Origin of the sequence: Emticicia aquatica (assembly GCF_923079645.1) — a bacterium.
Taxonomy (GTDB): Bacteria; Bacteroidota; Bacteroidia; order Cytophagales; family Spirosomataceae; genus Emticicia; species Emticicia aquatica.
The window spans coordinates 1,403,923-1,430,672 of the sequence record NZ_CAKLPY010000001.1 but is presented as its reverse complement, the minus strand read 5'-3'; the positions used below and the strand labels follow the sequence as shown (position 1 = coordinate 1,430,672).

Here is a 26,750-nt window from a genome sequence, read left to right as displayed (position 1 = left end):
CTTATTTATATTAAGTCTAAATTTGCGAACATTTACTGATATTCCTTTGTTAGAAATAAGAGAGTAAATCAAGCAAAACAATAGCATGAGCAAAGATTTAGAATTATTAGAAGAATTAACAACGTCCGAATACAAATACGGATTTTACACTGATATTGAAGCAGACGAAATTCCTGCGGGCTTGAATGAAGATGTAATACGATTGCTTTCTGCAAAAAAAAATGAGCCAGAATGGATGCTCGAATATCGTTTGAGTGCATTCAGAGTTTGGCAAACAATGACCGAACCAACTTGGCCTAATGTTTCCTATAAGCCAGTAGATTTGCAGAGTATTAAATATTATTCTGCACCGAAACAGCAAAAAGTGATCAATAGCTTGGATGAAATTGACCCCGAACTACGTCGAACTTTTGAACGTTTGGGGATTTCATTAAAAGAGCAAGAACGCCTTTCAGGCGTAGCTGTTGATGCCGTAATCGACTCAGTTTCAGTTGCAACCACTTTTAAGGTCAAACTAGGTGAGTTAGGAATCATTTTTAGTTCGATTTCTGAAGCGATTCACGAACATCCTGAATTAATAAAAAAATATTTGGGCTCAGTTGTTCCTGTAAAAGATAATTACTATGCCGCATTAAATGCAGCAGTTTTTTCTGATGGTTCATTTTGTTATATTCCAAAAGGCGTTCGTTGTCCAATGGAATTATCAACTTATTTTAGAATAAATGCTGCGGGAACTGGTCAATTTGAGCGTACATTAATTGTTGCAGATGAAGGTTCTTATGTAAGTTATCTGGAAGGTTGTACTGCTCCGATGCGAGATGAAAACCAATTACATGCAGCAGTTGTAGAAATTTTTGCTCACGAAAGAGCCGAAGTTAAATATTCAACTGTTCAGAACTGGTATCCAGGCGATAAAGATGGCAAAGGAGGAATTTATAACTTTGTTACAAAACGTGGTTTGTGTTTTGGAGATAATTCAAAAATATCTTGGACTCAAGTAGAAACTGGTTCAGCAATTACTTGGAAATATCCTTCAGTTATTCTACGTGGAGATAATTCGATTGGTGAATTTTATTCTGTTGCCGTTACTAATAATATGCAGCAAGCAGATACTGGTACTAAAATGGTTCACATCGGGAAAAATACCAAAAGTAGAATCGTTTCAAAAGGTATTTCGGCTGGAAGAAGTCAAAACTCTTACCGTGGATTAGTTGATATTTCAAAACGTGCTGAAAATGCCCGTAATTTCTCGCAATGCGATTCTCTACTTTTAGGAGATAGATGTGGAGCTCATACGTTTCCTTACATTGAGGTAAAAAACTCTTCAGCTTCAGTTGAACATGAGGCAACAACTTCTAAAATTGGCGAAGACCAATTGTTTTACTGTAATCAGAGGGGAATTCCAACTGAGCAAGCCGTTGCTTTAATTGTTAATGGATATGTAAAAGAGGTGTTAAACCAATTACCTATGGAGTTTGCCGTTGAAGCTCAAAAACTACTCGAAATTTCGTTAGAAGGTAGTGTAGGTTAACTAAAAATATTTGTACGATTGATTGAAAAAGCTGCTTTATTGGCAGCTTTTTTGTTTATATTTGATTAAATTCCTAACCAATGAAAAAAGTTTCTCTTACAGTTATTTTCTTCTTTTATGTTTTCCTTTCATTCGGACAGAGTGGGAGGGTACAAATAGCATTTTTGGGCGTGTTTCACATGGGTGAAACGCCAGATTATGTTAAAGGGGGTTTTGATGATTTACTTTCTGCTGAACGTCAAAATCAAGTTCAAGAAGTAGTTGATGCCTTAGCAAAATTTAAGCCTGATAAAATTTTTGTAGAAAATACACCTGATACTCAACCATATTGGAACAATGTTTATAAAAATTATTTGAATGGCTTTAAACCAAAAGAAAAAAGTAGTGAATTCAATGAAATTTTTCAGATTGGAATAAAGTTAGCCAAGAAAATAAATAATCCTAATGGTGTAACTTGCGTAAACTATGTTCAACCAGATTTGAATATAGGAATGCGTATTGCACGAAATAAAATAGATACGCTTTTGACATTCTTTTCACATGAATTAGAACGAAAACGACCATCTTATGATGATTATTTTGCAAAAAATCCAAGTGTAAATAGAGCTTTCAAAACATATTTAGCAAATTATGAAAACTGGAAAAAACTACCTTTTAAAGAACATTTAATAAACTTAAATTCTGAGCAAAGTATTTCCACTTTGCATTATTTCAATATTACTGGCTGGATGGATACTAACACCAACGGTTTTGGTGCTGAATTTACTTCCAAAGAGTATTTCAGAAATACCAAAATATTGCAGAATATTCTTACAAGTGTAAGTCCTTATGACCGAAAATTATTAGTTATCATTGGTGGAGGCCATGTACAAATCTTGAAAGATATGATTAAAACTCATCCATATTTTGAGGTGGTAGATATTAAAACAATTTTGGAAAAATAGCAATAGGTCTAATCAGAAATTACAAAAAAACTAAATCAGTGGTATTGGTCTATTAAATCTTTCTTCGAGCGAAATGAATGTTTCTGTCCTTTGAATACCACCAACTTTTTGAATTTTATCATGAAGTACTTCTCGTAGGTGTTGCGTATCTCGGCAAACGATTTTGACAAAAATACTATATTGTCCCGTTGTATAGTTTATACTTACAACTTCTGGAATTCCTTCCAATTGGTCTGCAACTGTATCATACAATTCACTTTTATCAAGGTAAATCCCTAAAAAAGCACTAATATCCCAGCCAAGTTTTATGGGGTCAATAATAAGTTGTGAACCTTTAACAACGCCCATTTCTTCCATTTTATTCATTCTGACGTGAACCGTTCCTCCCGAAACAAAGATTTTTTCGCCAATTGCTGTATATGGCATTTTCGCATCTTGCATGAGCAATGATAAAATTTTCAAATCGGTTTTATCAATTTCTAAATTTTTCTCCATTTTAAATGTGTAATATTATGAAAATAATAATAAATATACACATAAATTATGAAATATGTAAATATTATTAATTTTTTATGAAATATTTGCAATGTATATGTTTTTTGTATTAACTTTGTAGCATCAAAATAAGAGAAGGACAGTTCAACAATTTAATTTTTTGTTTTGATTCTCATTGTAAGGTGATGAAATTGGCAGCCATGCCCTCCTGTCTCGGGGGTGGTGAATATAGGATAAACGCAGCATAATGCCGGACTTTTCTAGTCGACTGGGATTGACCACCAAATTTGTACTGTGGCTAACTACACCGTGGGCGGTTCGACTCCCCCTCTTACAGCATACAATTTAAAAGTGTGAAAGAATATTTTACTTAATAAATTTCTTTCATACTTTTTTTTTGAGTATTTTTGCTTAGTAAAAATATTATTTGGTTTTTAGTTTGTTGATGAAGTGTAATTGCGACACGCAATCCCAAATTGAGGTTTGCGTGTTTTTTTTGTCTAATATTTACGTTAAATTTTGTTTGCTCTTCAGAATTCTTTACTTTGTAATCTATACAAATTCTAATTGCAAATAATGACTCCCGAAACCGCTTTTTTTACAAATGATGCCGTAGTTTTAGGTATTTTGATGGCTACATTAGCTCTGATTTTTTATTCTACATCACTCAAATCATTTGAAAAATTTTATAAAATAGTTCCTTCCATTCTACTCTGTTTTTTTATTCCTGGATTATTAAGCTCTTTTAATATTATTTCTGCGGCAGATTCTCAATTGGATGAAACAGCTTCTCGATATTTTCTACCAACCTGTCTCGTTTTTTTTACATTAAGCATTGATATTCAATCAATTAAGCAATTGGGTGGAAAAGCACTTTTTGTTTTTTTTGCTGGAGCATTAGGTGTGATGGTTGGTGGCCCGCTAGGGATTTGGATTGGTAAATTGATTGACCCTAGTTTTTTAGGACAAAATGGAGAAGAAATATGGCGTGGATTGGCAACAATTGCAGGAAGTTGGACTGGAGGAAATGCCAACCAATTAGCTTTAAAAGAAATATTTCAACCTTCACCAGCAGTTTTTGCTCAAACAAGTGTTATAGATGTACTTTTTGCTGAACTTTGGCTAGGTTTATTACTTTATTTTGTTGGAAAGGCCGCCATTATTGATAAAAAAATGAAAGCTGATGCAAGCGTTATTAAAGCAATTCAAGATAGAGTCGAATTTGAAACTGGAAAACAAAAAAATCCTTCTTTTCAAGAGTTGTTTTTATTATTAGCAGTCGGTTTTGGTATTACTGGTTTATCACATTTGGTGGCAGATAATGTAGCTCCATATATTGAAAGCAATTATCCAAATTTGAAAGCTTATAGTTTGGCATCAAAATCTTTTTGGATTGTAACAGTTGCTTCGTTATCGGGTTTTATACTTTCAAATACGAAAGTGCGTAGTCTTGAAAAATTTGGTGGCTCAAAAATCGGAACGTTATTTTTATATTTTCTAATTGCAACGATTGGTATGCAGCTACATATTTTCGAAGCGTTTAAAAATCCGATGTTGTTTTTAGTTGGTTTGATTTGGATTCTTACTCATGCAATTTTTACAATAATTGCTTCCTATCTCGTAAAAGCACCATTTTTCTTTACAGCGGTTGGTTCACAAGCCAATGTTGGAGGTGTTGCTTCAGCCTCAGTTGTGGCGGCTGCTTTTAACCCTTCCTTGGCTCCAATTGGTGTGTTATTAGCGATTCTCGGAAACGCAATAGGCACATATTGTGGTTATTTAACGGGGCTAATGATGCAGTGGCTTTCTACTTAGGCATTGTTTTTGCTTGTTTTACATTCAAAATTGAGCAATTATGAAAATCGTATATATGCTGTTGATTTGTTTGACAATAAAAGTCAATGCTCAACAAAATCCACCTAAAAAATTTGATTACCGTTTTGAAGTAGGAAGCTATTTTTCAATCAATAACAAATTGCCGTTTTGGCAAAGTGCCAATCAATATGGAAGCATACCAACTGACCTTCCTGCTTTCTTGTGCCGCCAAAGTATTAAAACACAAAAAGATACCCTCAACAGATTTTTCAAGTTTGATTATGGTTTTGAGGTAGTAACTATTCTTGGTAAACAACCGCTATTTCTATTGCCAGAAGCTTTTTTATGTACAAAATTGGGGAAATTTGAAGTTTATATGGGTAGAAGAAAAGAAATTTTTGGTTTGATTGACACAATGCTTTCTTCGGGGTCAGTTTCTTGGTCTGGAAACTCTATGCCAATTCCAAAAGTTCAAATTGGAATGCCAAATTATTCAAAGCTTTTTTTTAAATGGTTGAGTTATAAGGCAACTTTTTCTCATGGTTGGTTTGGCAATCAAAAATATGCTAAAGATTATTATCTTCATCAAAAATCTTTGTTTCTAAGACTCGGAAAACCAACTTCTAAAGTTAATCTTTATGGAGGAATAATTCATCATGTAACGTGGGGTGGAGAACCCAAAAACAACTTATTACCAGACGATAACAGACTATTAAATGGAAAATTTCCTGCCGATTGGTTTGTCTATGGAAATGTTGTTTTTCCATTCAAAGGTTTATGGAAAAATTCTTCTAACTATGCAAAGTACAATTCTTTTGAGACAACCAATCATTTTGGCAATCAACTTGGTTCGGTTGATGCAGCCGCAGAGTTTAAATTTGCCAAAAGCAAATTGTTACTATATAGGCAATTTTTATTTGACGACGGGCAATTATTTGGCTTAACCAACACGGATGATGGCCTGTATGGAATGAGTTTCACGCCAAAACCAGAATCGTCATTTAAAAAAATTGTGTTTGAATATCTATTTACAAAGAATCAAGGGCGTTATGTTGCTGCTGCGGGACGATTGCTTGGTTTGCCTGATAGACACCCGAACGAAGAAAGTTTTTTGTTTAATCACCAACAATATTTTGATGGTTGGTCTTATAATAGACGTACAATTGGAACACCATTTTTAACTCCTGAACAAAACATTCGGAGTGAAAATAAACTTGGAAACGATAATGTTTTTATTAATAATAATAGAATTTGGGCATTTTATGCAGCCACTTTAAACCAAATTGGTATAATTACTTTTTCAAATAGATTATCGTATAGTAGAAATTTTGGAAATACAAGTCTATTAGGAAAAGTGATTATTCCTGTTGACCAAGTTTCCTATTCAGTTAATACAATTATTCCATTAAAACGTTTGAAAGCAGATTTAAACGTAAATGTTTCTGTAGATCACGGCGATTTGATAAAAGATAATTATGGTAGTTATGTTTCTATCATCAAAAAATGGTAAAGAAATACCCAAATATTTTTTATTTTAACTAAACTTATGCAACATCTTTGGGTCTAAGTTTCGTCTTTTGTTTAAAACACATTTGAAATTCCTAATTATGATACCTGAAATAAAAACTAAAATATATTTGAAAGATGCACAAGGGCAAGTGCTTCAAATGCTAAACTTAGAAGCAAGTTCACAGCATGGTTTTGATGTAGAAAAACTTAAAGGCGGGATTTATTACGTTGAGTTAGAATTACCTCAAGGAAAAGCAATTACGCATCAATTTTGTATAAATAATTAATATGATTGGTGGTATGAATTTCATACCACCAATCATATAATTAATAAATTTCTCTTCTTGCAGAAAGCAAGGTATTATACATTAAAGCAGCAACAGTCATTAAACCAACTCCACCAGGAACTGGCGTAATGAAACTGCATTTTGGTGCAACTTCATCAAATTTTACATCTCCTTTTAGAGCAAACCCACTTTTTTTGCTTGAATCAACTACTCTTGTCAAACCCACATCAATTACAACTGCTCCATCTTTGACCATTTCTGCTGTAATAAATTCTGGTTTTCCTAAGGCAGCAATCAAAATATCTGCTTGACGCGTTATTTCGGCTAAATTCTTGGTTTTGCTATGCACCAATGAAACTGTACAGTTTCCTGGATAAGTATTTCTTTGCATCAAAATACTCATTGGTAAACCTACTATTTGACTTCTTCCAACTACCACACAGTGTTTTCCTGCAGTTTCGATATTGTATCGTTTGATAAGTTCTAAAACGCCAAAAGGGGTTGCTGAAATATAAGCAGGAAGTCCTTTTGCCATTCGACCAATATTGATTGGATGAAAACCATCAACGTCTTTTCTTGGGTCAATGGCTTCAATTACTTTATCAACATTGATTTGTTGCGGTAACGGTAGTTGAACAATAAATCCATCAATATCATCGTCATGATTGAGTTGTTCGATTATTTCTAATATTTCTTCTTCAGTTGTACTTGAATCTCGACGAATGAGCGTTGATTTAAAACCAATTTCTTCGCAAGACTTAATTTTGCTAGCCACATAAGTTTCGCTTGCACCATTGTCACCGACCAAAATTGCAGCTAAATGTGGTATTTTTCCGCCATTTGCTTTTTGTTTTTCAACTTCTAGCTTTAATTCTTGTTTTACTTGAGCCGAAATTAATTTGCCATCTATGATTGTCATGGAGAAATATTTTGATGAAAACACAAAGGTCTGCTAATTTTGACAAAAGTCAAATAAGAAATGAAATATTCATTATTAATCTCAATGTTTTTGCTTAATGGTTAAGAGTTTTGATTACTTTTTCCATATCAAATTCATCTTCACCACTTACTGAAACAACTTTTTTTAGTTCTTTTTTGGGTTTGCCATATTTTAAAAATGATTGCCACACATGGTCGATAAACCAAGTAGGTTCGTAGCCCCAACGAATATCCATTGCTCGACGAATTAAAAAAGTACGTTTTGAAATTTTTACATGAAATTTTTTATCATATAATTCATTCATATTATCGTCATAAAAAGCAAATAATCCTTCTGCAATCACTACGTCAAATCGAGTTTTGAACAATTCTACCACTTCTTTATAAAGCTCAAAATCAATTGATTGTGGCGATTCCCAGTCGGTTTTATTTTTTATTTTTGGAATTTGAGTTTCAGGAAAAACAAAATCATCCTGATGGAAAATAATTGCCTTTTTTCCATTTTTACGAAAATGTGTTACCAATAAATTGGCCAATGTACTTTTTCCTGAACGACTAACGCCACCTATTCCAATAATCATGCTGTTTTTTAAATAAATTATGCCTTTTGCAAATGGGTAATTCTGTTACAAAGAAAAATAAATTTGATTATATTTATGTCAAAATATAAAAAACCTTAAAAAATGGATAAAAATAAACTTTCATTTTATTCTAGTTATGTAGCAATTGCATGTGGAATTTTGCTATTGGTGATGAAATTGTTTTCACAAGGAGTTTCAACAGTAAATACTGTAATGGGTTTATTATTTATTGTTATTGGAATTGTGGGCTTAAAAAGATTTAAGAATAGTTAATTGATAAAATATGCGTTTTTTGATTGTTTTTTTTGTTTTAATATCCAATGTTTTGATAGCTCAAAATATTACTTATTTACGTCCAGAAAGGGTTTTTGATGGAGAAAAAATTTTAGAAAAATATGGTGTTTTAATAAAAGAAAATAAAATAGAATTGATTGATAGTCAGTCGATTATCGATAAAAATATCACTAAAGATGCGAAAATTGTTGAGCTAAAAAACTGTACTCTTTTACCAGGTTTGATAGAAGGTCATACCCATCTTTTTTTGCATCCTTATAACGAAACCCCTTGGGACGACCAAGTGCTGAAAGAAGCCCGTTCTTATCGAACCGCTAGAGCGGTTGTCCATGCTGAAAAAACACTAAAAGCTGGTTTTACAACTGCCCGTGATTTGGGTACAGAAGGTGCCGAATTTGATGATGTTGGCTTGAAAAAAGCAATAGATGATGGCCTTATTTTAGGTCCTAAATTATTAATTGCTACCAAAGCTTTGATTGCAACGGGAAGCTACGCACCTAAAAACTTTTCGCCAGATATAAAAGTCCCGCAAGGAGCGGAGGAGGCTGATGGACACGATGATTTGATTAAAAAGGTTAGAAATCAGATTGGAAGAGGGGCAGATGTAATTAAAATTTATGCCGATTATCGTTGGGGATTAAGAGGTGAAGCAGCTCCAACTTTTTCGATTGAAGAGATAAAATTGATTGTTGAAACTGCCAAAAGTGCTGGCCGCCCAACTGTTGCTCATGCTTCAACTGCGGAAGGAATGAGAAGGGCAATTTTAGGAGGTGTTGAAACGATTGAACATGGCGATAACGGGACGCCAGAAATATGGAAATTAATGGTAGAAAATAATGTTTGTCTTTGTCCAACATTGGCGGCTGGTGATGCAATTAGTCAGTATCGAGGTTGGAAAAAAGGATTTGAACAAGAGCCAGAGCGTATAACCAAAAAGAGATTGTCTTTTAAACAAGCTACTGAAGCTGGAGTTAAGATTTGTTTTGGTGGAGATGTTGGCGTTTTTGCTCACGGCGATAATGCCCGTGAACTAGAAATGTTAGTTGATTATGGAATGCAGCCAATTGACGCCTTGAAAACTGCAACAAGTATCAACGCGGATGCTTTTCATATCAATAATGAAGTTGGAAGACTAAAAAAAGGATTATTAGCAGATTTATTAATTGTAGAAGGAAATCCAGCACAAACAATTTCTGATATTCGGAATGTTAAAAAAGTTTATAAAAATGGGATTTTAGTTGAATTAAAGTAATCTCAAAACAGTTATTCCAGCATGTTTTTTAATTCGATTTAGATAATCAGTTAGTGGTTCTGGAGAAATTATTACTTTTTTTTGTTCATATGAAGCATGAAGAAGATGAATTCTTCCATTTTGTTTGATTGCAAAACCTTCATGATTAAAGTCTAAACCATCAACAGCCGAAGTTATTCCGATGATATCACCATCTTGTATTTCAGACTCAATTTTGGCTACTTTATTTTTCGGAATATAGAAAAAATCATATTCATTTAACTTCTTTTGGGCTTTTTCAATGGCAGAGAAGGTTTCGTTATCTTTAAGTTTTGAATAAAGTTCTCGATGAATAGTCATAAAATTAATGCCACCATTCGACTCAATACCACCAAGCAATTGGGTCATTTCCTGAGCAATATTGTTATCTTCAGTTTGAATCATCCATTCTTTGAAATAATGTAATCTAGATGCATAACCATTTATTTCCCCTTTTCGGTATCTCAAATTTTTTAATTGCTCATTAAATTTTTCGTAAGTTGGTTTTTCTCCATGTCGAACTAATGTCATTGCGGTAACATTTTCAACAAAAGTCCAACAATCAAAATCTCTTAAATTACAAACTAATTGCTCTTTTGAATTGGCATCTAATGTCCCAGCTTTATATGGTTGACCGATAAAACTTTTAGCAATAATCATTGCTGTTTGTGCTTTTGAATCTCTTTTAGACAGTTTTATTTTTTGTGCAAAAACTAATTCATCGGCATTTTGTGCAAACGAATTGGTAATAATTATAAAAAAGAAAATGATACTTTTAACTGATTTATTCATTAGAAAAGGCTTTATTTATTATCCAAAAGAGATTATACAATAAAATTAGATAAAATATTATTGTATAATCTGATTGAAATTTGCTCATTGTTCAACCAATTTTGCAAAGTAAACGAAATTTATATAGATTAATGATAACCTTTCCTATTATTTTTCAATGCATTAAAAGCTCAATTTCATTCACTTCAATCGGAATATTTGACATTAAATCAATATTACCATTTTCAGTAATTAAAATGTCATTTTCAAGTCTAATTCCAAGCTTTTCTTCTTCGATATAAATGCCAGGTTCGCAAGTAAAAACCATTCCAGCCTTGAAAACTTCATAACGATTGCCAACATCATGCACATCAAGTCCTAAATGATGTGAAATTCCATGAGGAAAATATTTTTTATAATGAGGAGCATCTTCGAGTTGATTATCAACTTCATTTTGTGTCAATAAACCGAGTTTTATCAGTTCTATTTCCATCACCTTTCCAGTCGATTTTCTTAGATTTTCCATCGTATTTCCTACAACAAGCATTGTTTTTGCAGCTTTCATTACATTCAAAACCGCCTGATAAACTTGTTTTTGTCGAACAGAAAAGTGACCATTAACAGGCAAACATCGAGTAATGTCAGCATTGTAATTGGCATATTCTGCACCAAAATCCATCAAAATTACATCACCATTTTGACATTGATTATTATTTGTTACATAATGTAAAACGCAGGCACTTTCGCCCGAAGCTAAAATAGGTGCAAAAGCATGCCCTCTCGAACGATTCATTAAAAATTCGTGTGTTAGTTCAGCTTCTAACTCAAATTCTGCAATGTTTGGCTTTAAATATTTTGCCATTCTGACAAAACCTTTGCCTGTAATCTCAATTGCTTTTTTAATCAATTCGATTTCTATTGGCTGTTTTATCACCCTGAGTTGATGCATTAAAGGGGCTAATCTTTCAATTTTGTGAAGTGGAAATTTGTGTTTAAACTCATTTATAAATCTACGTTCTCGACTTTGAAAACTCCAATCACCTCCATCGTGCTCATTGAGGTTTAAGTAAACTTGTTCGGCTAAAAAAATCAATTTTCGTAAAATTGCTTCAAAATTGCTTATCCAAACTATTTTTTCGATACCCGAAGTTGCACTCGCTTCTCGTTTTGAAAGTTTTTCACCTTCCCAAATTTTAATGTGTTCACTTGTTTCACGAATAAATAGAATTTCTCTGAATTTTTCATCTGGAAAATCTGGGAAAAGTACTAACATACTTTCCTCTTGGTCAATACCTGTTAAATAAAAAATATCGTTATTTTGACGGAAACCCAAAGTCCCATCAGCATTTGAAGGCAAAACATCATTTGAATGTACAATCACCATTGAATTGGGTTTCAACAATGTACACAATCTTTCACGATTAGAAATAAATAAATGCGAATCAATTTTTTCGTAACGCATCGTCGTTTTTTTAATAGTTTTTTGGAATATTTGCGAAATTATAAATTATAGCACTCGAATGATACGAATCAGACTAATTTTAACGAATTTAATTATTATTACTTTTTTTTCATTGAATTCGTACGCTCAAAAAAGCAAATACTGGATAATATTTACGGATAAAAACTTATCTGAAAAGGCAGAAATCTCCGAAAAATGCAAGCAAAATCGTAGAAACTTAGGTTTATCCGAGCATCAAATTTCAGATTTGCCTTTAAATAAAAACTACATTGTTTTTTTGCAGAATATTGATATTCAGCCGATTATAAAATCTAAATGGTTGAATGCAATTTCTGCAAATCTGAATATTGAACAAATAAAGCAATTGCAAAATCTTAGTTTTGTGAAAGAGGTTATTCCAATTGAGAGCAAATTAGTTTTATCAAAAACAAATTTGAAGCATTCAAATTTTGATGATTTAAAGGTTGATTTTGTGATGAAACAAATAGGAATCGAATATTTTTTGGAAGCGGGATTGAATGGGAAAGGAGTTACAATTGGTGTTATTGATGCAGGCTTTTATGGTGCAAAAGAAACACAAACATTGAGTCATTTATTTGAGAAAAATCTTGTTTTAGGAACAAAAGACTATGTAAACCCAAAGAAAATGGATTTTTTTGGAGAAAGAGAAACTTCTTCCGATTTTCATGGAACGGAAGTTATGAATGCGATAACGGGACGTCATTACAAAGAAAATTATCAATTAGGATTGGCCACTCATGCAAATTTTTATTTGGCTCGAACCGATAGTGGAAATCGTGAATTTAGAGGTGAAGAAGATAATTGGATGGCTGCAATGGAGTGGATGGACAGCCTCGGCGTACGTCTGATTAATACTTCTTTGGGGTATGCAAAAGGATTCTCCAATCCTAAAGAAAGTTATACTCCTGAGCAAATGGATGGAAAAACAAGTGTTATTGCCAGAGCTGCCAAAATGGCGGTTGATGAAAAAGGTATTGTTTTGGTTGTTTCGGCAGGAAATGAGGGGGATGATAACAGTTGGAAAATAGTTTCAACTCCAGCAGATGTTGATGGCGTAATTGCGATTGGAGCAACCAACGAGTTAGGAATGAAGATGGGATATAGCAGCATAGGTCCTGAATTTTTGACTTATTTAAAACCTAATATTTCTTGTTTTTCATTATTCGGGACATCGCTTGCAGCACCAGTAATTACAGGTTTTGTAGCTTGTTTGATGCAATCTAATCCAAATATATCAAATAAAGATATTAGAAATATTCTTGAAAAATCAGGAAATTTATATCCTTTTGGCAATAATTTTATTGGTTTTGGTGTGCCTAGTGCAAGAAAAGCATTGAATTTAATTAGCAAGAAAGAAAGTGAAAGTCAAACAAGAACAATCGAAGTTTCTGAAAGTGAAAAACAAATTGAAATACCAATGACTATTGGAGAAATTGCCGTTGTTTTTAATAAAAAAACTCCCTCGATTGTCGTTTCTCAGGAGTCTATGAAAGCAAAATATAACTTTATTGTCTTAAAACGTAATGCTCAAGTGAAACAAACGACCGTTATAACGCATGATGAGGTCGTCGAAGTTATTTGGAAAACGTCAAATTAAGGTCGGGTTAAAAACTTGGTTGTATAAAATTTACCCTTATGAAAACGGAAATATATATTTCCAACACGTACGAGGCTCATTTCTTTAACTTTTGAAATATTTTCGATGTCATCTTCTAAAGTATGAATTGAACCATTCGTTTTCTTAACAATTTGAACATAATCAGACTGAAAAGCTAAGTTTTTTTCATAGGTTTCTCCACAAAGAATTACGTGTACCTTCTTCTTAACTTTTGATAACAAACGCATATCTTTTACTTGACTGCTATTGTCCGCAATTAAAACAAATTCATCAGCATCAGGAAAATGCTTTTGTGCGTAAAGTAACGCTTCAATATTATTTTCTGGCTTGTCTTTGTTGTTTTCAGTATTATTAATAGCAGCAAACATGGTATCCCAAAGCAGAAGTTCATCTCTTTTTCTTACAGAAAACATTTTTCCTGGAATTTTTCCTCTTGTTTGACGGCCTAGACTATCACAATCAGTAAAAAACACAATGCCTTTAATGGATGTGTTTTCTGTATTTTCATTCATCCAATCGAATACCTGCGTTGTGTATGGAAACATGCTTGATGTAATATCACACACAATGACGATATTTTTCCATTTATCAATATTTCTATCAAGAGCATCGTATGATGTTAATTCGTAAGTTTTGCCCAATTCTCGCACTCTCGAAATTTTATCACTCATTGAAACCGCACTAGAAGACATAAACCTGATTTCTTTTTCAGCTAAATCTTGGCTGTGTGTTTCCTTAAATATGAGTCTTTTATTAGTGATTTTTGCGAGTTTTACCTCAGTTATGTCATTTTGATTGTAATCTTGTGCTTCATTAAATAGTTCGGGAAAAACAGGATTCTCATTTTTAATCTTATTAGGTTCTATTAATTCTTCTTTCAAAGAGATAGATTTTTTTTCTTTTGATTTATCTGTATTTGTAACTTTCGTTTCAGTTATGTTATCTTTTTTATTCAGGGAAATAGGCCTTCCACTCATATAATATTCTACAACTGGAGAATCATTCAAGATAACGAATACTAAACTTAATGCAAGCAAGCCTAAAGTAGGGTAGAGGTAGCGTAAAGTTTTGTTAATTAACATTTTACGCCTCATACTCTTCCAATCATCAGGAGATTTTTTAGGACTAAAACCCTCAAGTTTTTCCCTAATTAATCGATGGAAATTTTCTTCTTCTTGCTTCATTACAACATTTTTTTTAGCTTCTCACGAAGCATTCCATTAGCTAAAGATAAGTTTGCACGAGAAGTACTTTCAGCAATTTTGAGCATTTCTCCAATTTCTTTGTGCGAATAACCTTCAATAGCATAGAGATTAAAAACTAATCGGTAATTTGTTGGTAAACTTTGTACTGCCTGCATAATATCTTCCGAAGAAAGTTTTGCATAAACAGATACATCACCAAAATTTGATTCAATAATATTTTCTGGGAGTTGGCTAGTTTGATTTTTAACATTCTTACGAAAATGGTCGATTGCTACATTAACCATTATTCGCCTTAGCCAAGGTTTTATTCTGTCAATATTTTCAATTTTATCTAAGTTTTTGAAAATTTTCAGAAAGCCATCGTTCATTATTTCTAAAGCATCATCTCTATTTTCGCAATAACTCAAACATACCGACAAAGCATATCCGTGAAAATGCTCATAGAATTTTTTCATGGCACTTTCTTTGCCTTTTAGGCAATCGGCGATAACTTCCATCAAACTATTTGCGGTCAATAGCTGCTTTCTAGTTAAGGTTTTGAAGTAAATTTCGGTAGTTGCTGTAATCACGGAAAATTTACGTTTGATGAACTTTATCACCATGACGTAAATTTTCCGTTAAAACGCTGTTAAAATTATATAATTTCTAGCAAAGCCAAAAGTACAAAACACTTTGACTAAACTTGGTGTTAATCTTAAAACTTGTATTTCACAGTTATTCCTCCAAAATAATAAGCTTTACTTGGTCCAGGATTAACATCTGTTGTTACGTTTGCTGGATAGCCATTACCTGGGTCAACGTCACTGATATTATTTCCTAAAAACAAGAAAGTATAATTCACTTGATTAGTCAGGTTATTTCCTGCAAAATAAATATCAAAATCTACTTTTGGAGTAACATGTCTATATCCGAGTTTACTATTTAGAAGCGAATAACTTTTTACTTTATTGGCGTTTGCAAAATCAGTATAAACATCACCCATGAAATTGAAAGTATTATTGAGATACAATCCAGATTTTAACACAATATCTAGACCAGCGGTGTATTTGGTTTTTGGCACTCCCACGACATTTTTATCAGAATAATCTACAATATTACTACCAAATTTTGTTTTGAAATCGGTGTATCTAAAGTTATAGCTTGAAAGATTTAAGAAAGGTTCAATTTTTTTAATTACTCCTTCACCATTTCCTGGAATAATTAAATAACCTAAACTTAATTCTAATCCCCTATTACGTTGATTTCCTGTATTCGCAAAATACGTGTAGGTACCACCAGTAGGAATAACACCAGAAAGTTGCGTAAGTTTATTGGTAATGTCAATATTAAACAACGATACTTGATAATCTAATTTGTTGTTTAACAAAAGACCTTGCATTCCTAAATCCCACATACGAGCTTTTTCTGGTAACAAATCATCATTAGCTTTATTGATTGTTCCAATAAATGCTGTACTAGCGGTTGGGGCGTTGTAACCTTCGCTGTAGCTTAAATTAATAATTTGTTTTTTTATTGTTTTTTGCAATGCAATATGAGGGTTTATTGAGGTTGTAAAAGATTTTGTAAACGATAAATCTTTATTATAACCCGTTACTAAACCAAGTGGAGCTAATAAATCAGTACGATTATAATCTAGGTGATTGGCACTTACGCCCAAAATTAAAGCTAAATCGTATTTATTGAAATTTGTTCGATTATGTACAAAAAATGAATTCTGATTAGTAATATATTTGAAATATGAGCCTTTTGAAATATCCTGTACTTTTAAAGGATTGGCATCATCAGTTCCTAAAAAACGATAATTTGAGATTAGTGACCTAGATTGCTGAATTTCAGTTCCAATATTCAGTTCGTTGTTAGAATTTTCGTTAACTTTTGATTTAATATTGAAAACTGACCTTAAACCAAAATTTGGATTTAAACTAGATTCATCTGCACCCGCCGCAACTCTTTTAAAATCTTGATTTGAGTAAAAAATTGAAGTATTATTACTAAATTTATTTGAAAAAGCGTATTGATGCGTTAACGCAAATCGAGTTGCTAAAATATCATTTCTTGCATTCTTTTTAGCATAGGCTGGATTTCCATTGTCAATTCCTGCGTAATAATCCGCATAAGATATTTGACCAGTCACTCCTTCGTGTGAGTAATTATGACTCAAATATGCAATTATGGTTTGTTTCTTTGTGAGTTTAAATTCGCCCATGTATGTCAAATTATTTTTCAAACTATTCCCACGAGGTCTATATCCATTTGATTGTAAATGTCCATAACTAAGAAACATAGCTGAACTATCATTGACAATGTCAATTCGAGTATTTGATTGTAAAAGACCAAAAGAACCAACCACAGCTTTTTCGGTCAACGAAACTCCTTTTTCATCGGATGGTTTAAGATAAAAACGAGCAACTCCGCCAACGCCGCCGCCGTACATCGTTGCAGCAGGTCCTTTAATAACTTCGATGTTATTAACCGAAGAAAAATCAATATCATCTAAAATTGTAACACCATCGGCTGTCGAAATCGGAATGCCATTATAATAGGCTTTTATGCCCCAGTTATTAAATTTTTGGTCGTTACCATAACCACGAATGACAATACGTTGTCCACCTAACTGCGTTCTTTTATCAACCTGAACACCAGCCATTGTTCCTAAACTTTGTTCGATAAAAGCTGGATTATTCCTGTTTAATTCTTCTTCAGTTAGTGCTTCCACCGTTTGAGCGTGTCTTTTAAACTCACTTCTTTCTTTTGCCGTTTTTCTTTTTTCTTTTACAATTACTTCATCAAGATTTTTAGTGTTTTCTTGAGCGAAAGAAAATGCGGCAATTGAACATAGATATATTAAAATAATTATTTTTTTCATGAAAATATTGTTTGATTTTTACAATAAAGAAACATCTCCGTAGCCAATACGGAATAAAAATACACTCAATTCAAAATATTGAATGAGAAATATTTTAGTTCATTAAATCATAAAACTTTGAGGCGGCTCAAGCAATTTGAAAATATGGGAAGAAGAATAAAAACTGTTCTTTTTATCGAATTTAATCAATGAAGAATAAAAAAAAATATTAAAATTAGGAGAATATGGACTGTTAACAATTGTAGGTTGAAAAAGAACCAATAAAAAATCTTTTGTAGAGTTGTTTATTGGTGAATTTGACCCAAATCCTGCACTTAGTTTCTCGATTTTAGCAATGATTAATTGCTCATTTTTGTCAGCAATACAGTAGTAAGATTTTATACCATTCTTTACTTTGATTTCAACAATATCAAATAATTGTCCTTCAAACCAAAATTCTTTTTCATCCTCTTCCCATTCAAACTTATGTTGATTTTGAGCATTGGCAACAATGCAAGTTAAATCTTTAGAAGGTATTTCGTTTGCAATTTTTGATAAGGCTTTTTCTCTGATAATTTCTCTTTCAATGCTTAAAATGGCAATAAAGCCACCAATTTTAAGTAAAGTTATTGAAAGAAAAATCAAAGAGAAAAGTTTTTTCATGAAGCGTGTATTGGTAAAAGTAAGGCTAAAATATTTAATCGATAATCCTTTTTTACAATTATTTGGAAGCCTTTTTTTTCTTTTTAGTCATGATATAATCAAACCCATTTTGCACTTTTAAATTATAATCAAAAAACTCCAAAGCTCTTTGCATATTGTTGCGATTGACCGCAATAAAGTAGGGATGATGCCCTTCTCCTCTACGAACCAGCCTTGCGTCTAATTTGAAAATTGTTCCTTCAGGGTAATTGGAAACTAATTTTGTTGGACAACTAACTTTCAAATTACACGGAATATTTTGTCCATTTATGGTATTAAGACGCATTCTTTTTTTACTCGAATCAAAATATGATTCGGCAAAAACATCTAAAAAGAATATTTTATTTAACTCTGGAACTTCGTCCACTAACGACAATTGCATCAGCTTTAATCTTTTATTGATCATGGTGAAAGAGATTATAAATCCATGAATATTGCAAATCTATGTAAAAAATCAGAAAATATTCAAGGTTAAGTATGTTTTTTTAAGCAAAAAGAGTACCTTTGCACTTTCTTTTCGAGACATAACCAATAACATGGCAGAAGTTAAGATATTTTCAGGCACGTCATCAAATTATTTGGCAAGCCGAGTTGCAGATTATTACGGTAAGGATTTGGGAGGTGTGAGCATCAACCGTTTTGCCGACAGTGAAATTTCAGTCAGTTTTGATGAGTCCGTACGTGGCTGCGATGTTTTCATCGTTCAATCAACTTTCCCACCGAGCGATAATATCATGGAGCTTTTGATGCTCATTGATGCTGCTCGTCGTGCTTCGGCCCATTATGTTTGTGCAGTAATTCCATATTTCGGATATGCTCGCCAAGACAGAAAAGACAAGCCAAGAGTTGGGATTGCAGCTAAATTAATTGCCAATATGCTCACAGCCGCAGGAGCGGACAGAGTCATGACAATGGATTTACATGCAGGGCAAATTCAAGGATTTTTCGATATTCCAGTTGACCATCTAGAAGGTATTTCGGTTTTTGTTCCTTATTTAAAAGCTCAAAATCTACAAAATATCAAATTTGCATCTCCCGATGTTGGAGGTGTTTCACGTTGTCGAAAATTTGCCTCGTATTTTGATGCTGATATTGTTATTTGTGACAAACATCGTAAGAAAGCTAATGAAATTGCATCAATGCAGTTGATTGGTGATGTTGAAGGAGCAGACGTTATTTTAGTTGATGATTTAATTGATACAGGTGGGACGATTTGTAAAGCGGCTGAATTGATTTTAGCTAAAGGAGCAAAATCAGTAAGAGCGTTTTGTACACATCCAGTTTTGTCAGGTAAAGCCAACGAAAATATTTCAAATTCAGTTTTGACCGAATTAGTCGTTACCGATTCAATTCCTTTGCGTCAAATCAATGAAAAAATCAAAGTTCTGTCAGTTGCCGAATTATTCGGAAAAGCTATTGGCAGAATTCGTGACAATGGGTCTATTAGCACTTTATTTATAAATAACCAACAAATTTTAGGCCTTTAAGCCTAATAATTATACTTATAATAAACTCTCTAGGTATAATTTACACTTAAAATACTCCTGTTTGAGAGTTGTGGAGAAAAAAAATATGAAAAAAACTGAGATTGTAGGGTATAACAGAGCGAATCTCGGCCGCACTGCTTCGCAGGAATTACGTGGTCAAGGAATGGTTCCATGTGTGTTGTATGGAGGTGCTGAACAAGTATCATTCTACGTACCAACTTATTTATTCCGTGCGTTGCTTTTTACGCCTGATGTTTATGAAGTAAATATCAACATTGAAGGAAAAGAATATACTGGAATTTTACAGGATTCTCAATTCCATCCAACAAATGATGAAATTATCCACGCTGATTTCTTGGAAATTACGCCTGATAAAGTTATCAAAGTGAAAGTGCCAATCAAATTACATGGCCCATCAGAAGGTCAAAAGAAAGGGGGTAAATTGGTTCAAAAAATGCAAAAATTGCATATCCAAGGACCAGCAAAAAATATCCCTGATTATATCAATATTGATATCAAAGATTTAGATTTAGGTAAATCAGTTAAGGTTTCGGCTATTGCTCAAATCGAAGGTGTTAAAATTTTAGATTCTGCGAGCAATCCAGTAGCTGTAATTGCAATTCCTCGTGCATTGCGTGGTCAATAATAATTTGATTTTACTTGTTGCTAATAGATTTAACGGACTGATAATCAGTCCGTTATTTTTTTTATTATTCGTTGAAACAACCTTCAATTTTAGCTTCAAATACTGAACCATTTGTTGTTGAAAAGCCGTTGTTCAATTGAATACTTTTACCAGATGAATAAATTACTTTTGAAGAATTACTTAGTATTTTGACTTTAGAATTGATGTTTTCTTGCGATTTGAAATTATATTCTCCAAACGGAATGTTTTTCTCGAAACTTAGATTATTTGAACACTCATTATTTTTTAATTTAATCACCCAAAAATCATCATCACCATAGTTTTGAGTTACATCTCCGTTACCGATTGGTTGAGCTGAGTTTCCCACAATAATAAGGCTGTTATCAAAAGTCTCAACTATTGAATTTGGTTCATCATGTCCTTTGCCTCCAAAAGTTTTTTGCCAAACTAAATTTCCATCTAATTGATTGATTTTAATTAGCCAAAAATCGGCATCTCCATGATTATTGGGTGCTTGCCCGTCGTTAGAGTAAGACTCGCCAACAACGATGAATTGTCCATCATTGGATTGAAGCACTGAACGAGCGTATTCATTTCCGCTACCACCAAAGCATCTACTCCAAATTTTTTGACCTAAATTATTGATTTTTACTACTAAAAAGTCTCTTTCTTGAGCAGCACTATGATTTTCTTCTGAGTCATTATCGAATGAAAAGGTTTCACCAACAACAACAAAATTGCCATCTTTATCTTCAATAATATTCTTTGAATAGTCATCTTTAGTTCCCCCAAAATTATTTTGCCAAAGTAAATTTCCGCTATTATCAACTTTCAAAACCCAAATATCAAGTCCCCCAAAATTATTACTAATGTTGCCATCAGTGGATTTAGAATTGCCAGATAAAATGAATCCTCCATCAGTGGTATTTTTGATGGATCTTAGGTATTCATTCTCACTACCGCCGAAATTTTTTTGCCAAATGATATTTCCTAGCGTATCAATTTTTAATACCCAAAAATCCATAAGACCTTTATTATCAGGAATGTATGGATTATTTGATTCTTCATTTCCTGCAACAATATAGTTTCCATCAGTTGATAAACACGCTGAGAAACCTATATCATTTGAATTGCCACCATAATTTTTTTGCCAAATAATATTGCCTAAGTTATTGAGTTTTACGACCCACAAGTCAATTTGACCGATTGGATGATTGATGTCACCATCACTAGAATTGGTTTCACCGATACACAAAAAACCATCATCAGGAGTCTGAATGATTGTTCTAAAAAAATCGTTATTTGAGCCACCAAAAGACTTTTTCCAAACAATATTTCCAATATTATTGATTTTAACGACCCAGCAATCGTAATTCCCATGATTAAAAGTAAGGTCAAAATCATTAGATTGTGAATGACCAGCAATGACATAATTGCCATCTTTTGTTTCAATGATTGACTCAGCTTTGTCATATAAACTACCACCATAATTTTTTTGCCATAAAATGGATGGAGTTTGAGCGTTAACATCTGTGTATGCAAGAAAGAATAGAAAATGGGTTAATATAATATGTATGTTTTTATATTGCATGAGATTTTAAATCATTAAGTTAACTAGATGAAAACGTGACTAATTATTAAAATTAGCGTATTTTTGTTCATAAGAAATCTTTGTTTAGACTTTAATTAAATTTTAATCAGAAAACGATGAATTATTGGCTCGTTAAATCAGAACCATTCAAATATTCTTGGGACGATTTCGTTAAACAAGGCGTAGGAACTTGGGATGGCGTCAGAAATTATCAAGCCCGTAACAATTTGGCAGCGATGAAAATTGATGATTTGGTTTTATTCTATCATTCCAATGAAGGAGTCGAAGTGGTTGGAATTGCTAAAATTGTTAAAGAAGCTTATCAAGACCCAACAACAGACGACACACGCTGGGTTGTTGTTGACTTAACACCTGTTGAAAAACTACCCAAAACGGTTACTTTACAATCAATTAAGGCTGATGTACGTTTGCAGGATGTTTCTTTGATTCGTCAATCAAGGCTTTCGGTTCAGCAGCTCAAAAAAGAAGAATTTGACATAATTGTTTCAAAAGCGTATGAAAATTAATCATCAAAAAAAGGTTTTATTAAGTTTGTTATTAGTGATTTTTTTTGGGTTTAAAAATAATATTTCTTACGCTCAAAGTGTAAGAAGAATTGAAATCCCAACTCGAAGCGACGACCAAGCTTATCAAGTAATTACTTTAGGCGAGGAAGGCGTATTGTTATTATCGAAAACTGGTAAAACGTCATTCTCGATTATCAAATTTGATTCGCAATTACAGCAAACTTGGGCTGTCAACGGTGAATTAGACGAAAATCAATCTTTCGTAGATTATTACCATGATGGTCGTGATGTATATTTTTTGTTTAGTAAATACAATTCTGATTTGTACCAGATCATCAAAGTATCTACTGGAATTGGAATTATGCAAAAGTTTTTCTTTGAAAATATCAAACGATTTGAGATTTCTGAGTTTAAAGTACACAACGAAAATGCTTATTTGGCGGGAATGGTTAAAGATGAACCCGTTTTAATGAGCGTAAATTTGAACAAAATGCAACCTCGTATTTTGGCTGGCGGAATAAAAGGAACTGCAAGTATTTCATCAATCGATTTTGATGATGCCAATGATTTATTAGTTGTTTCTTATTCAGTAAAAAAGGGTCGTTCTAGTTACATGGCTGTAAAAAGAATTAATCCTAATGGTAAAATTGTTGAGCAATTAACGGTTGAGCCTGAGGACGATTTTGGCTTACTGACTGGAAAATTATTTTCGTTGAATGATGGAACTCAACTGATGATTGGAAATTATGGCTATAATGGCTATCAATCAAATGGAGTGCCGATGTCACAAGGTTTGTACATTAGTAAAGTTGATGGTGAAAATCCAGAATATTTGAAAATGCACAGTTTTACTGATTTTAGTAATTTTTTCAAGTTTTTAAGCCTAAAACAACAAGAAAAAATTGAGAAAAAGATTAAAAAGAAAAAGGGAAGAGGCGATGACTTAAAGCTCAATTATAGAGTTTTGGTACATGATATTATTAAAAAGGACAATCAATATATTTTGGTGGCAGAAGTGTTTTATCCAGAGTTCAAAACATATAATAATTATGGTTCTCCCTTTTATGGAAGCACTTTTGGCTCACCATTTGGGTACGGATATAGCTCGATAAACGCATTGAGATTTTCACGATATTATGGTTTAAATTCATGGGCGTGGAATCCTTGGATGTATTCAAATTATGGAAATAATAATCAAATGTTTGATGGCTTCAAATATACACATGCGGTCGTTGCAGGTTTTGATTTGAACGGAAATTTGCTCTGGGATAATAGTTTTAGCTTTGACAATGTAAAAAGCATGGATTTAAAAGAAAAAGTCAAAATTCGTCTTGAGAACAATGATATTGCCTTAGTTTATAGCAATAAAGGTAAATTATCAAGTAAAATTGTTAAAGGAAGAGAAGTTGTCGAAGGAGTCAAAACGATTGATATTGATACACAAAAAGAAGGTGATAAAGTTCGTGACACTGCCACAGATGACATCGAATATTGGCACGAAAACTACTATTTGGCTTGGGGTTATCAAAGAATTATGAATAAAAATGAAGGAGGAAGAAGAGTGTTTTATTTAAATAAAATTGCTTTTTAACAAGCTTATTTCACGAATTAAATTTTGGATGAGAAAAATAATAGTAACAATATTTTTAATAAATGTTTGTTTTTTTGCCCAAGCTCAGATTAGCGGCATTTTGCAGACGATAGAAATTGAAATAAGTGGACGACCAACTTGGCAAAAAATTATCCCATTAGGTAAAAACGGCGTTTTACTTTTCGCCAAAAAGGATATTACGAAGGCCTTAGCTATACGTTTTGATACAAATTTAAAAAAAGTCTGGGAAACAGAAGTTTTCCTTGATGTAGAAGGAGAACCTTCTTTCTATTCGCTTGATAATAAGTTTGTTACATTTATGTTTAGCGAGAATCAAGGAATGTATTATCAACTTTTTAGAATTGATTTGGACGACGGGAAATTTGAAAATATGGGTTTTGAACTAAGAGAGTATTTTCAAGATCAAAATTATATTTATTTTGATAATCAAATCTTAATGGCTGGATTAAATGAAAATGGAGCTAGTTTTTATAAGTATAATTTTAAAGCAGATGTAGGAGAACTGATTTCAGCAGGATTGAGAGGCAAAACTAAGGTTCAATATTTTAAATATTTGCCTGAAAAAAATATCATAGAAAGTTTATGGTCAGTTAAAGTGTTAGGGTACACTAATGAAAAGAAAAAAAAGGGAGAGTTTATTAAAGATGCTTTCGTCGTTTTTGCTAAGTATGACACAACTGGTAAATTGATACAAAAAAATATTATTCATTCGAGTGCTGGAAATTTTCCATTAACTGCTTCTTTAACCAAAATTGATTCCGTAACGAAAATAATTACAGGTACGTATCAATCAAATACAGGAAATAAAGGTCTGTTTTTTTCTAAAATTGATGCCGATAAAACAACTTTAACAAAATTTTATGATTATAGAATCTTACTCAAAGGAACGCCAAATATTGATGACGAAATAGTAAAAAAAATTGCTAATAGCCACATTTTTTCACCGTCAGAAGTTTCAATTGATAACAATGTAATTTCTTTGGGAGGAACATTTTATAAGTCAATTTATCAAGTTGTTTCAAGTAGCTCGCCTTTTTATAACAATTCTAACCCATATACTGCCAATAATCCCTTGTTTTTGAATGCTAACTTTAATAATCCACATTCACAGTCTAAGCAAGTTTTTAAAGGATATAGTTATTTGAATGGACTGGTAGCAAATTTTGATTTAGAAGGAAATTTGATGTCTCAATCAAGAGTTGATTTGAGTCAACTTTCTCCTCAATTAGATGTTGCATTGGCAATTTCTAGCAATAAATCGGTTGTAACGTGTGTCAAAGGCAATTTATTGATTGGAAATAATTTAGGATTTACAAATGCAAAAACATTTAAGCTTTCAGACGAAGAAGGAGATGTGAAAAATGCACAATACATACCAACTTATCAAGGTGTACGAAATTGGTATGAAAACTATTTTATTGCAAATGGCAGCCGTATAAAATTTGAAGTTTTGAAAGATAAAAACGCCCCAAAAGAAAAGCCATCCAAACGCAAAAAAGGTCAACAACAGCTTCCAGAAACTAATATTAAAAAAATTATTTATCTAAGCAAAGTGAGGAGTTCAGAGTTTTATTAAGCTTTTTATCTTTAAACCTATTATCTTCGCCAAAAAAACTGTTAACTTGTATAATTTACTTACTCCGAATATTGCTTCTTATGAATTGCTCGATTCGGGCAATTATGAAAAACTAGAACGCTTTGGCGAATATATTCTAGCCCGCCCCGAACCACAAGCAGTTTGGGATAAATCACTTTCTGATGAAATTTGGCAAAAAAAAGCTTCGGCTATTTTTAAAAAAACCAAAGGACGTGACCAATTAAGTCCCGAAGAGCGAGGTGAATGGCATAATATTAAGAAAATGCCCGAAAAGTGGTTGATGAATTATGAACAAGGTAAAACAAAGTTGAAATTCAAACTTTCACTTTCTTCATTCAAACACGTCGGGATTTTTCCTGAACAAGCAGCCAATTGGCGTTATATTGAGGAAAAAATTAGTTTGATGAAAGACGGGAAAAACGCTCTTCAACAAGCACCAAAAGTATTAAATTTGTTTGCTTACACAGGTGGAGCATCATTGGTTGCAAAGGCGAATGGGGCAGATATTACACATGTTGACTCTGTGAAACAAGTAATTTCTTGGTCTAGAGAAAATATGGAGGCAAGTAATTTGACCGATATTCGCTGGGTAATTGAAGATGCTTTAAAGTTTGTGAAAAGAGAAGTTAAACGTGGAAAAAAATATAACGGAATCATTCTTGACCCACCTGCATACGGTCGAGGCCCTGATGGTGAAAAGTGGGTTTTGGAAGAAGGATTAAACGAATTATTAAAAAACTGCTTAGAATTATTGGATGAAAATCACCATTTTTTTATACTGAATTTATATTCAATGGGCTTTTCGGCAGTGATTGCCGAAACGATTATTAGACAAAATAAGACAGATATTCAAAACCCAGAAATGGGAGAACTGGTTTTAGAAGATTCTTTTCAAAAAAAGTTGCCTTTAGGCGTCTTCTATCGATTTAGTACGGTGTGATAATCAGAATTTGTAAATTTGTAAAACCTTAATTTTTAGTGATTTAGCCGCATTAAATTTG

At 32.7% G+C, this 26,750-nt stretch carries 25 protein-coding genes; 14 read left to right on the top strand and 11 right to left on the bottom strand.

The annotated features are described in order from the left end of the window. The first annotated feature begins 85 nt into the window (after positions 1-85). Together sufB and MJQ71_RS06190 are read left to right on the top strand one after the other, a co-directional pair. Complete coding sequence (gene sufB / locus MJQ71_RS06195; protein WP_238805521.1) at positions 86-1,531, top strand: Fe-S cluster assembly protein SufB; 1,446 nt, start codon at positions 86-88, stop codon at positions 1,529-1,531. An 80-nt stretch (positions 1,532-1,611) separates the two neighbouring features. Beyond that, entirely contained in the window at positions 1,612-2,475 is an 864-nt protein-coding gene (locus MJQ71_RS06190; protein ID WP_238805511.1) for a DUF5694 domain-containing protein, read from the top strand. Positions 2,476-2,505: 30 nt separating this feature from the next. Here the strand turns inward: MJQ71_RS06190 and MJQ71_RS06185 are convergent, their stop codons facing one another. Then, positions 2,506-2,970, bottom strand: coding sequence for an Lrp/AsnC ligand binding domain-containing protein (locus MJQ71_RS06185; protein WP_238805509.1), 465 nt, complete (start codon positions 2,968-2,970; stop codon positions 2,506-2,508). A gap of 576 nt (positions 2,971-3,546) precedes the next feature. Here MJQ71_RS06185 and MJQ71_RS06180 point away from each other — a divergent pair. The 3 genes from MJQ71_RS06180 (at position 3,547) to MJQ71_RS06170 (ending at position 6,581) form a co-directional block, all read left to right on the top strand. Then, a complete protein-coding gene (locus MJQ71_RS06180) occupies positions 3,547-4,785 on the top strand; it encodes a DUF819 family protein (protein WP_238805507.1) in 1,239 nt (412 codons plus the stop codon). A gap of 40 nt (positions 4,786-4,825) precedes the next feature. Beyond that, positions 4,826-6,295 carry a capsule assembly Wzi family protein gene (locus MJQ71_RS06175; protein ID WP_238805505.1) on the top strand — a complete coding sequence of 490 codons (1,470 nt, stop codon included), beginning with the start codon at positions 4,826-4,828 and terminating at the stop codon, positions 6,293-6,295. A gap of 97 nt (positions 6,296-6,392) precedes the next feature. Further along, entirely contained in the window at positions 6,393-6,581 is a 189-nt protein-coding gene (locus tag MJQ71_RS06170) for a T9SS type A sorting domain-containing protein (RefSeq protein WP_238805503.1), read from the top strand. A gap of 40 nt (positions 6,582-6,621) precedes the next feature. Here the strand turns inward: MJQ71_RS06170 and MJQ71_RS06165 are convergent, their stop codons facing one another. Further along, on the bottom strand, positions 6,622-7,500 hold the full coding sequence (locus tag MJQ71_RS06165; protein WP_238805501.1) for a bifunctional 5,10-methylenetetrahydrofolate dehydrogenase/5,10-methenyltetrahydrofolate cyclohydrolase: 879 nt from the start codon (positions 7,498-7,500) through the stop codon (positions 6,622-6,624). Positions 7,501-7,594: 94 nt separating this feature from the next. Next, a complete protein-coding gene (locus tag MJQ71_RS06160) occupies positions 7,595-8,101 on the bottom strand; it encodes a uridine kinase family protein (protein ID WP_238805500.1) in 507 nt (168 codons plus the stop codon). Positions 8,102-8,203: 102 nt separating this feature from the next. Here MJQ71_RS06160 and MJQ71_RS06155 point away from each other — a divergent pair, with 102 nt between their 5' ends. Together MJQ71_RS06155 and MJQ71_RS06150 are read left to right on the top strand one after the other, a co-directional pair. Further along, positions 8,204-8,374, top strand: coding sequence for a hypothetical protein (locus tag MJQ71_RS06155; RefSeq protein WP_238805498.1), 171 nt, complete (start codon positions 8,204-8,206; stop codon positions 8,372-8,374). A gap of 10 nt (positions 8,375-8,384) precedes the next feature. Then, positions 8,385-9,647: a metal-dependent hydrolase family protein gene (locus MJQ71_RS06150; protein ID WP_238805496.1), complete on the top strand. Its 1,263-nt coding sequence runs from the start codon at positions 8,385-8,387 to the stop codon at positions 9,645-9,647. Here the strand turns inward: MJQ71_RS06150 and MJQ71_RS06145 are convergent. Together MJQ71_RS06145 and MJQ71_RS06140 are read right to left on the bottom strand one after the other, a co-directional pair. Then, positions 9,639-10,457 (bottom strand): N-acetylmuramoyl-L-alanine amidase-like domain-containing protein, encoded by an 819-nt coding sequence (locus tag MJQ71_RS06145; RefSeq protein WP_238805494.1) that lies wholly within the window; start codon positions 10,455-10,457, stop codon positions 9,639-9,641. The two genes, MJQ71_RS06150 and MJQ71_RS06145, sit on opposite strands and share 9 nt — an antisense overlap. A 154-nt stretch (positions 10,458-10,611) precedes the next feature. Beyond that, a complete protein-coding gene (locus tag MJQ71_RS06140) occupies positions 10,612-11,898 on the bottom strand; it encodes an aminopeptidase P N-terminal domain-containing protein (RefSeq protein WP_238805492.1) in 1,287 nt (428 codons plus the stop codon). 58 nt (positions 11,899-11,956) lie between these two features. On the opposite strand from MJQ71_RS06140, the gene MJQ71_RS06135 reads away from it, so the two are divergent. After that, entirely contained in the window at positions 11,957-13,516 is a 1,560-nt protein-coding gene (locus MJQ71_RS06135) for a S8 family serine peptidase (protein ID WP_238805491.1), read from the top strand. Here MJQ71_RS06135 and MJQ71_RS06130 read toward each other — a convergent pair. From MJQ71_RS06130 to MJQ71_RS06110, 5 genes are all read right to left on the bottom strand, one after another. Next, on the bottom strand, positions 13,513-14,721 hold the full coding sequence (locus MJQ71_RS06130) for a hypothetical protein (RefSeq protein WP_238805490.1): 1,209 nt from the start codon (positions 14,719-14,721) through the stop codon (positions 13,513-13,515). The two genes, MJQ71_RS06135 and MJQ71_RS06130, sit on opposite strands and share 4 nt — an antisense overlap. Further along, positions 14,721-15,311, bottom strand: a complete 591-nt coding sequence (locus MJQ71_RS06125) for an RNA polymerase sigma factor (RefSeq protein ID WP_238805489.1) — start codon at positions 15,309-15,311, stop codon at positions 14,721-14,723. The genes MJQ71_RS06130 and MJQ71_RS06125 overlap by 1 nt, the downstream gene beginning before the upstream one ends. Positions 15,312-15,436: 125 nt before the next feature. Beyond that, positions 15,437-17,608 carry a TonB-dependent receptor gene (locus MJQ71_RS06120; RefSeq protein ID WP_238805488.1) on the bottom strand — a complete coding sequence of 724 codons (2,172 nt, stop codon included), beginning with the start codon at positions 17,606-17,608 and terminating at the stop codon, positions 15,437-15,439. 102 nt (positions 17,609-17,710) lie between these two features. Continuing rightward, the gene (locus MJQ71_RS06115) at positions 17,711-18,250 is read right to left on the bottom strand and encodes a hypothetical protein (protein ID WP_238805487.1); all 540 of its coding nucleotides are present in this window, start codon (positions 18,248-18,250) and stop codon (positions 17,711-17,713) included. Positions 18,251-18,308: 58 nt separating this feature from the next. After that, the gene (locus MJQ71_RS06110) at positions 18,309-18,671 is read right to left on the bottom strand and encodes a hypothetical protein (RefSeq protein WP_238805486.1); all 363 of its coding nucleotides are present in this window, start codon (positions 18,669-18,671) and stop codon (positions 18,309-18,311) included. A gap of 154 nt (positions 18,672-18,825) precedes the next feature. On the opposite strand from MJQ71_RS06110, the gene MJQ71_RS06105 reads away from it, so the two are divergent. Continuing rightward, positions 18,826-19,776 carry a ribose-phosphate pyrophosphokinase gene (locus MJQ71_RS06105; RefSeq protein ID WP_238805484.1) on the top strand — a complete coding sequence of 317 codons (951 nt, stop codon included), beginning with the start codon at positions 18,826-18,828 and terminating at the stop codon, positions 19,774-19,776. An 85-nt stretch (positions 19,777-19,861) separates the two neighbouring features. Continuing rightward, positions 19,862-20,422 carry a 50S ribosomal protein L25/general stress protein Ctc gene (locus MJQ71_RS06100; protein WP_238805483.1) on the top strand — a complete coding sequence of 187 codons (561 nt, stop codon included), beginning with the start codon at positions 19,862-19,864 and terminating at the stop codon, positions 20,420-20,422. A gap of 64 nt (positions 20,423-20,486) precedes the next feature. On the opposite strand, the gene MJQ71_RS06095 is transcribed toward MJQ71_RS06100, so the two are convergent. Then, entirely contained in the window at positions 20,487-22,013 is a 1,527-nt protein-coding gene (locus MJQ71_RS06095; RefSeq protein WP_238805482.1) for a 3-coathanger stack domain-containing protein, read from the bottom strand. 116 nt (positions 22,014-22,129) lie between these two features. Here MJQ71_RS06095 and MJQ71_RS06090 point away from each other — a divergent pair, with 116 nt between their 5' ends. From MJQ71_RS06090 to MJQ71_RS06075, 4 genes are read left to right on the top strand one after another with little or no spacing between them, the layout of a single operon-like run. Continuing rightward, entirely contained in the window at positions 22,130-22,540 is a 411-nt protein-coding gene (locus MJQ71_RS06090) for an EVE domain-containing protein (RefSeq protein ID WP_238805481.1), read from the top strand. Next, positions 22,530-24,131: a hypothetical protein gene (locus MJQ71_RS06085; protein WP_238805480.1), complete on the top strand. Its 1,602-nt coding sequence runs from the start codon at positions 22,530-22,532 to the stop codon at positions 24,129-24,131. The genes MJQ71_RS06090 and MJQ71_RS06085 overlap by 11 nt, the downstream gene beginning before the upstream one ends. A gap of 28 nt (positions 24,132-24,159) precedes the next feature. Next, a complete protein-coding gene (locus tag MJQ71_RS06080; RefSeq protein WP_238805478.1) occupies positions 24,160-25,728 on the top strand; it encodes a hypothetical protein in 1,569 nt (522 codons plus the stop codon). A gap of 46 nt (positions 25,729-25,774) precedes the next feature. Beyond that, the gene (locus MJQ71_RS06075; RefSeq protein WP_238805476.1) at positions 25,775-26,689 is read left to right on the top strand and encodes a class I SAM-dependent methyltransferase; all 915 of its coding nucleotides are present in this window, start codon (positions 25,775-25,777) and stop codon (positions 26,687-26,689) included. Positions 26,690-26,750 lie beyond the last annotated feature (61 nt).

Coding starts and splice junctions, on each gene's coding strand:
- sufB (WP_238805521.1), top strand. CDS start 86: ATGAGCAAAGATTTAGAATTATTAGAAGAATTAACAACGTCCGAATAC.
- MJQ71_RS06190 (WP_238805511.1), top strand. CDS start 1,612: ATGAAAAAAGTTTCTCTTACAGTTATTTTCTTCTTTTATGTTTTCCTT.
- MJQ71_RS06185 (WP_238805509.1), bottom strand. CDS start 2,970: ATGGAGAAAAATTTAGAAATTGATAAAACCGATTTGAAAATTTTATCA.
- MJQ71_RS06180 (WP_238805507.1), top strand. CDS start 3,547: ATGACTCCCGAAACCGCTTTTTTTACAAATGATGCCGTAGTTTTAGGT.
- MJQ71_RS06175 (WP_238805505.1), top strand. CDS start 4,826: ATGAAAATCGTATATATGCTGTTGATTTGTTTGACAATAAAAGTCAAT.
- MJQ71_RS06170 (WP_238805503.1), top strand. CDS start 6,393: ATGATACCTGAAATAAAAACTAAAATATATTTGAAAGATGCACAAGGG.
- MJQ71_RS06165 (WP_238805501.1), bottom strand. CDS start 7,500: ATGACAATCATAGATGGCAAATTAATTTCGGCTCAAGTAAAACAAGAA.
- MJQ71_RS06160 (WP_238805500.1), bottom strand. CDS start 8,101: ATGATTATTGGAATAGGTGGCGTTAGTCGTTCAGGAAAAAGTACATTG.
- MJQ71_RS06155 (WP_238805498.1), top strand. CDS start 8,204: ATGGATAAAAATAAACTTTCATTTTATTCTAGTTATGTAGCAATTGCA.
- MJQ71_RS06150 (WP_238805496.1), top strand. CDS start 8,385: ATGCGTTTTTTGATTGTTTTTTTTGTTTTAATATCCAATGTTTTGATA.
- MJQ71_RS06145 (WP_238805494.1), bottom strand. CDS start 10,457: ATGAATAAATCAGTTAAAAGTATCATTTTCTTTTTTATAATTATTACC.
- MJQ71_RS06140 (WP_238805492.1), bottom strand. CDS start 11,898: ATGCGTTACGAAAAAATTGATTCGCATTTATTTATTTCTAATCGTGAA.
- MJQ71_RS06135 (WP_238805491.1), top strand. CDS start 11,957: ATGATACGAATCAGACTAATTTTAACGAATTTAATTATTATTACTTTT.
- MJQ71_RS06130 (WP_238805490.1), bottom strand. CDS start 14,721: ATGAAGCAAGAAGAAGAAAATTTCCATCGATTAATTAGGGAAAAACTT.
- MJQ71_RS06120 (WP_238805488.1), bottom strand. CDS start 17,608: ATGAAAAAAATAATTATTTTAATATATCTATGTTCAATTGCCGCATTT.
- MJQ71_RS06115 (WP_238805487.1), bottom strand. CDS start 18,250: ATGAAAAAACTTTTCTCTTTGATTTTTCTTTCAATAACTTTACTTAAA.
- MJQ71_RS06110 (WP_238805486.1), bottom strand. CDS start 18,671: ATGCAATTGTCGTTAGTGGACGAAGTTCCAGAGTTAAATAAAATATTC.
- MJQ71_RS06105 (WP_238805484.1), top strand. CDS start 18,826: ATGGCAGAAGTTAAGATATTTTCAGGCACGTCATCAAATTATTTGGCA.
- MJQ71_RS06100 (WP_238805483.1), top strand. CDS start 19,862: ATGAAAAAAACTGAGATTGTAGGGTATAACAGAGCGAATCTCGGCCGC.
- MJQ71_RS06095 (WP_238805482.1), bottom strand. CDS start 22,013: ATGCAATATAAAAACATACATATTATATTAACCCATTTTCTATTCTTT.
- MJQ71_RS06090 (WP_238805481.1), top strand. CDS start 22,130: ATGAATTATTGGCTCGTTAAATCAGAACCATTCAAATATTCTTGGGAC.
- MJQ71_RS06085 (WP_238805480.1), top strand. CDS start 22,530: ATGAAAATTAATCATCAAAAAAAGGTTTTATTAAGTTTGTTATTAGTG.
- MJQ71_RS06080 (WP_238805478.1), top strand. CDS start 24,160: ATGAGAAAAATAATAGTAACAATATTTTTAATAAATGTTTGTTTTTTT.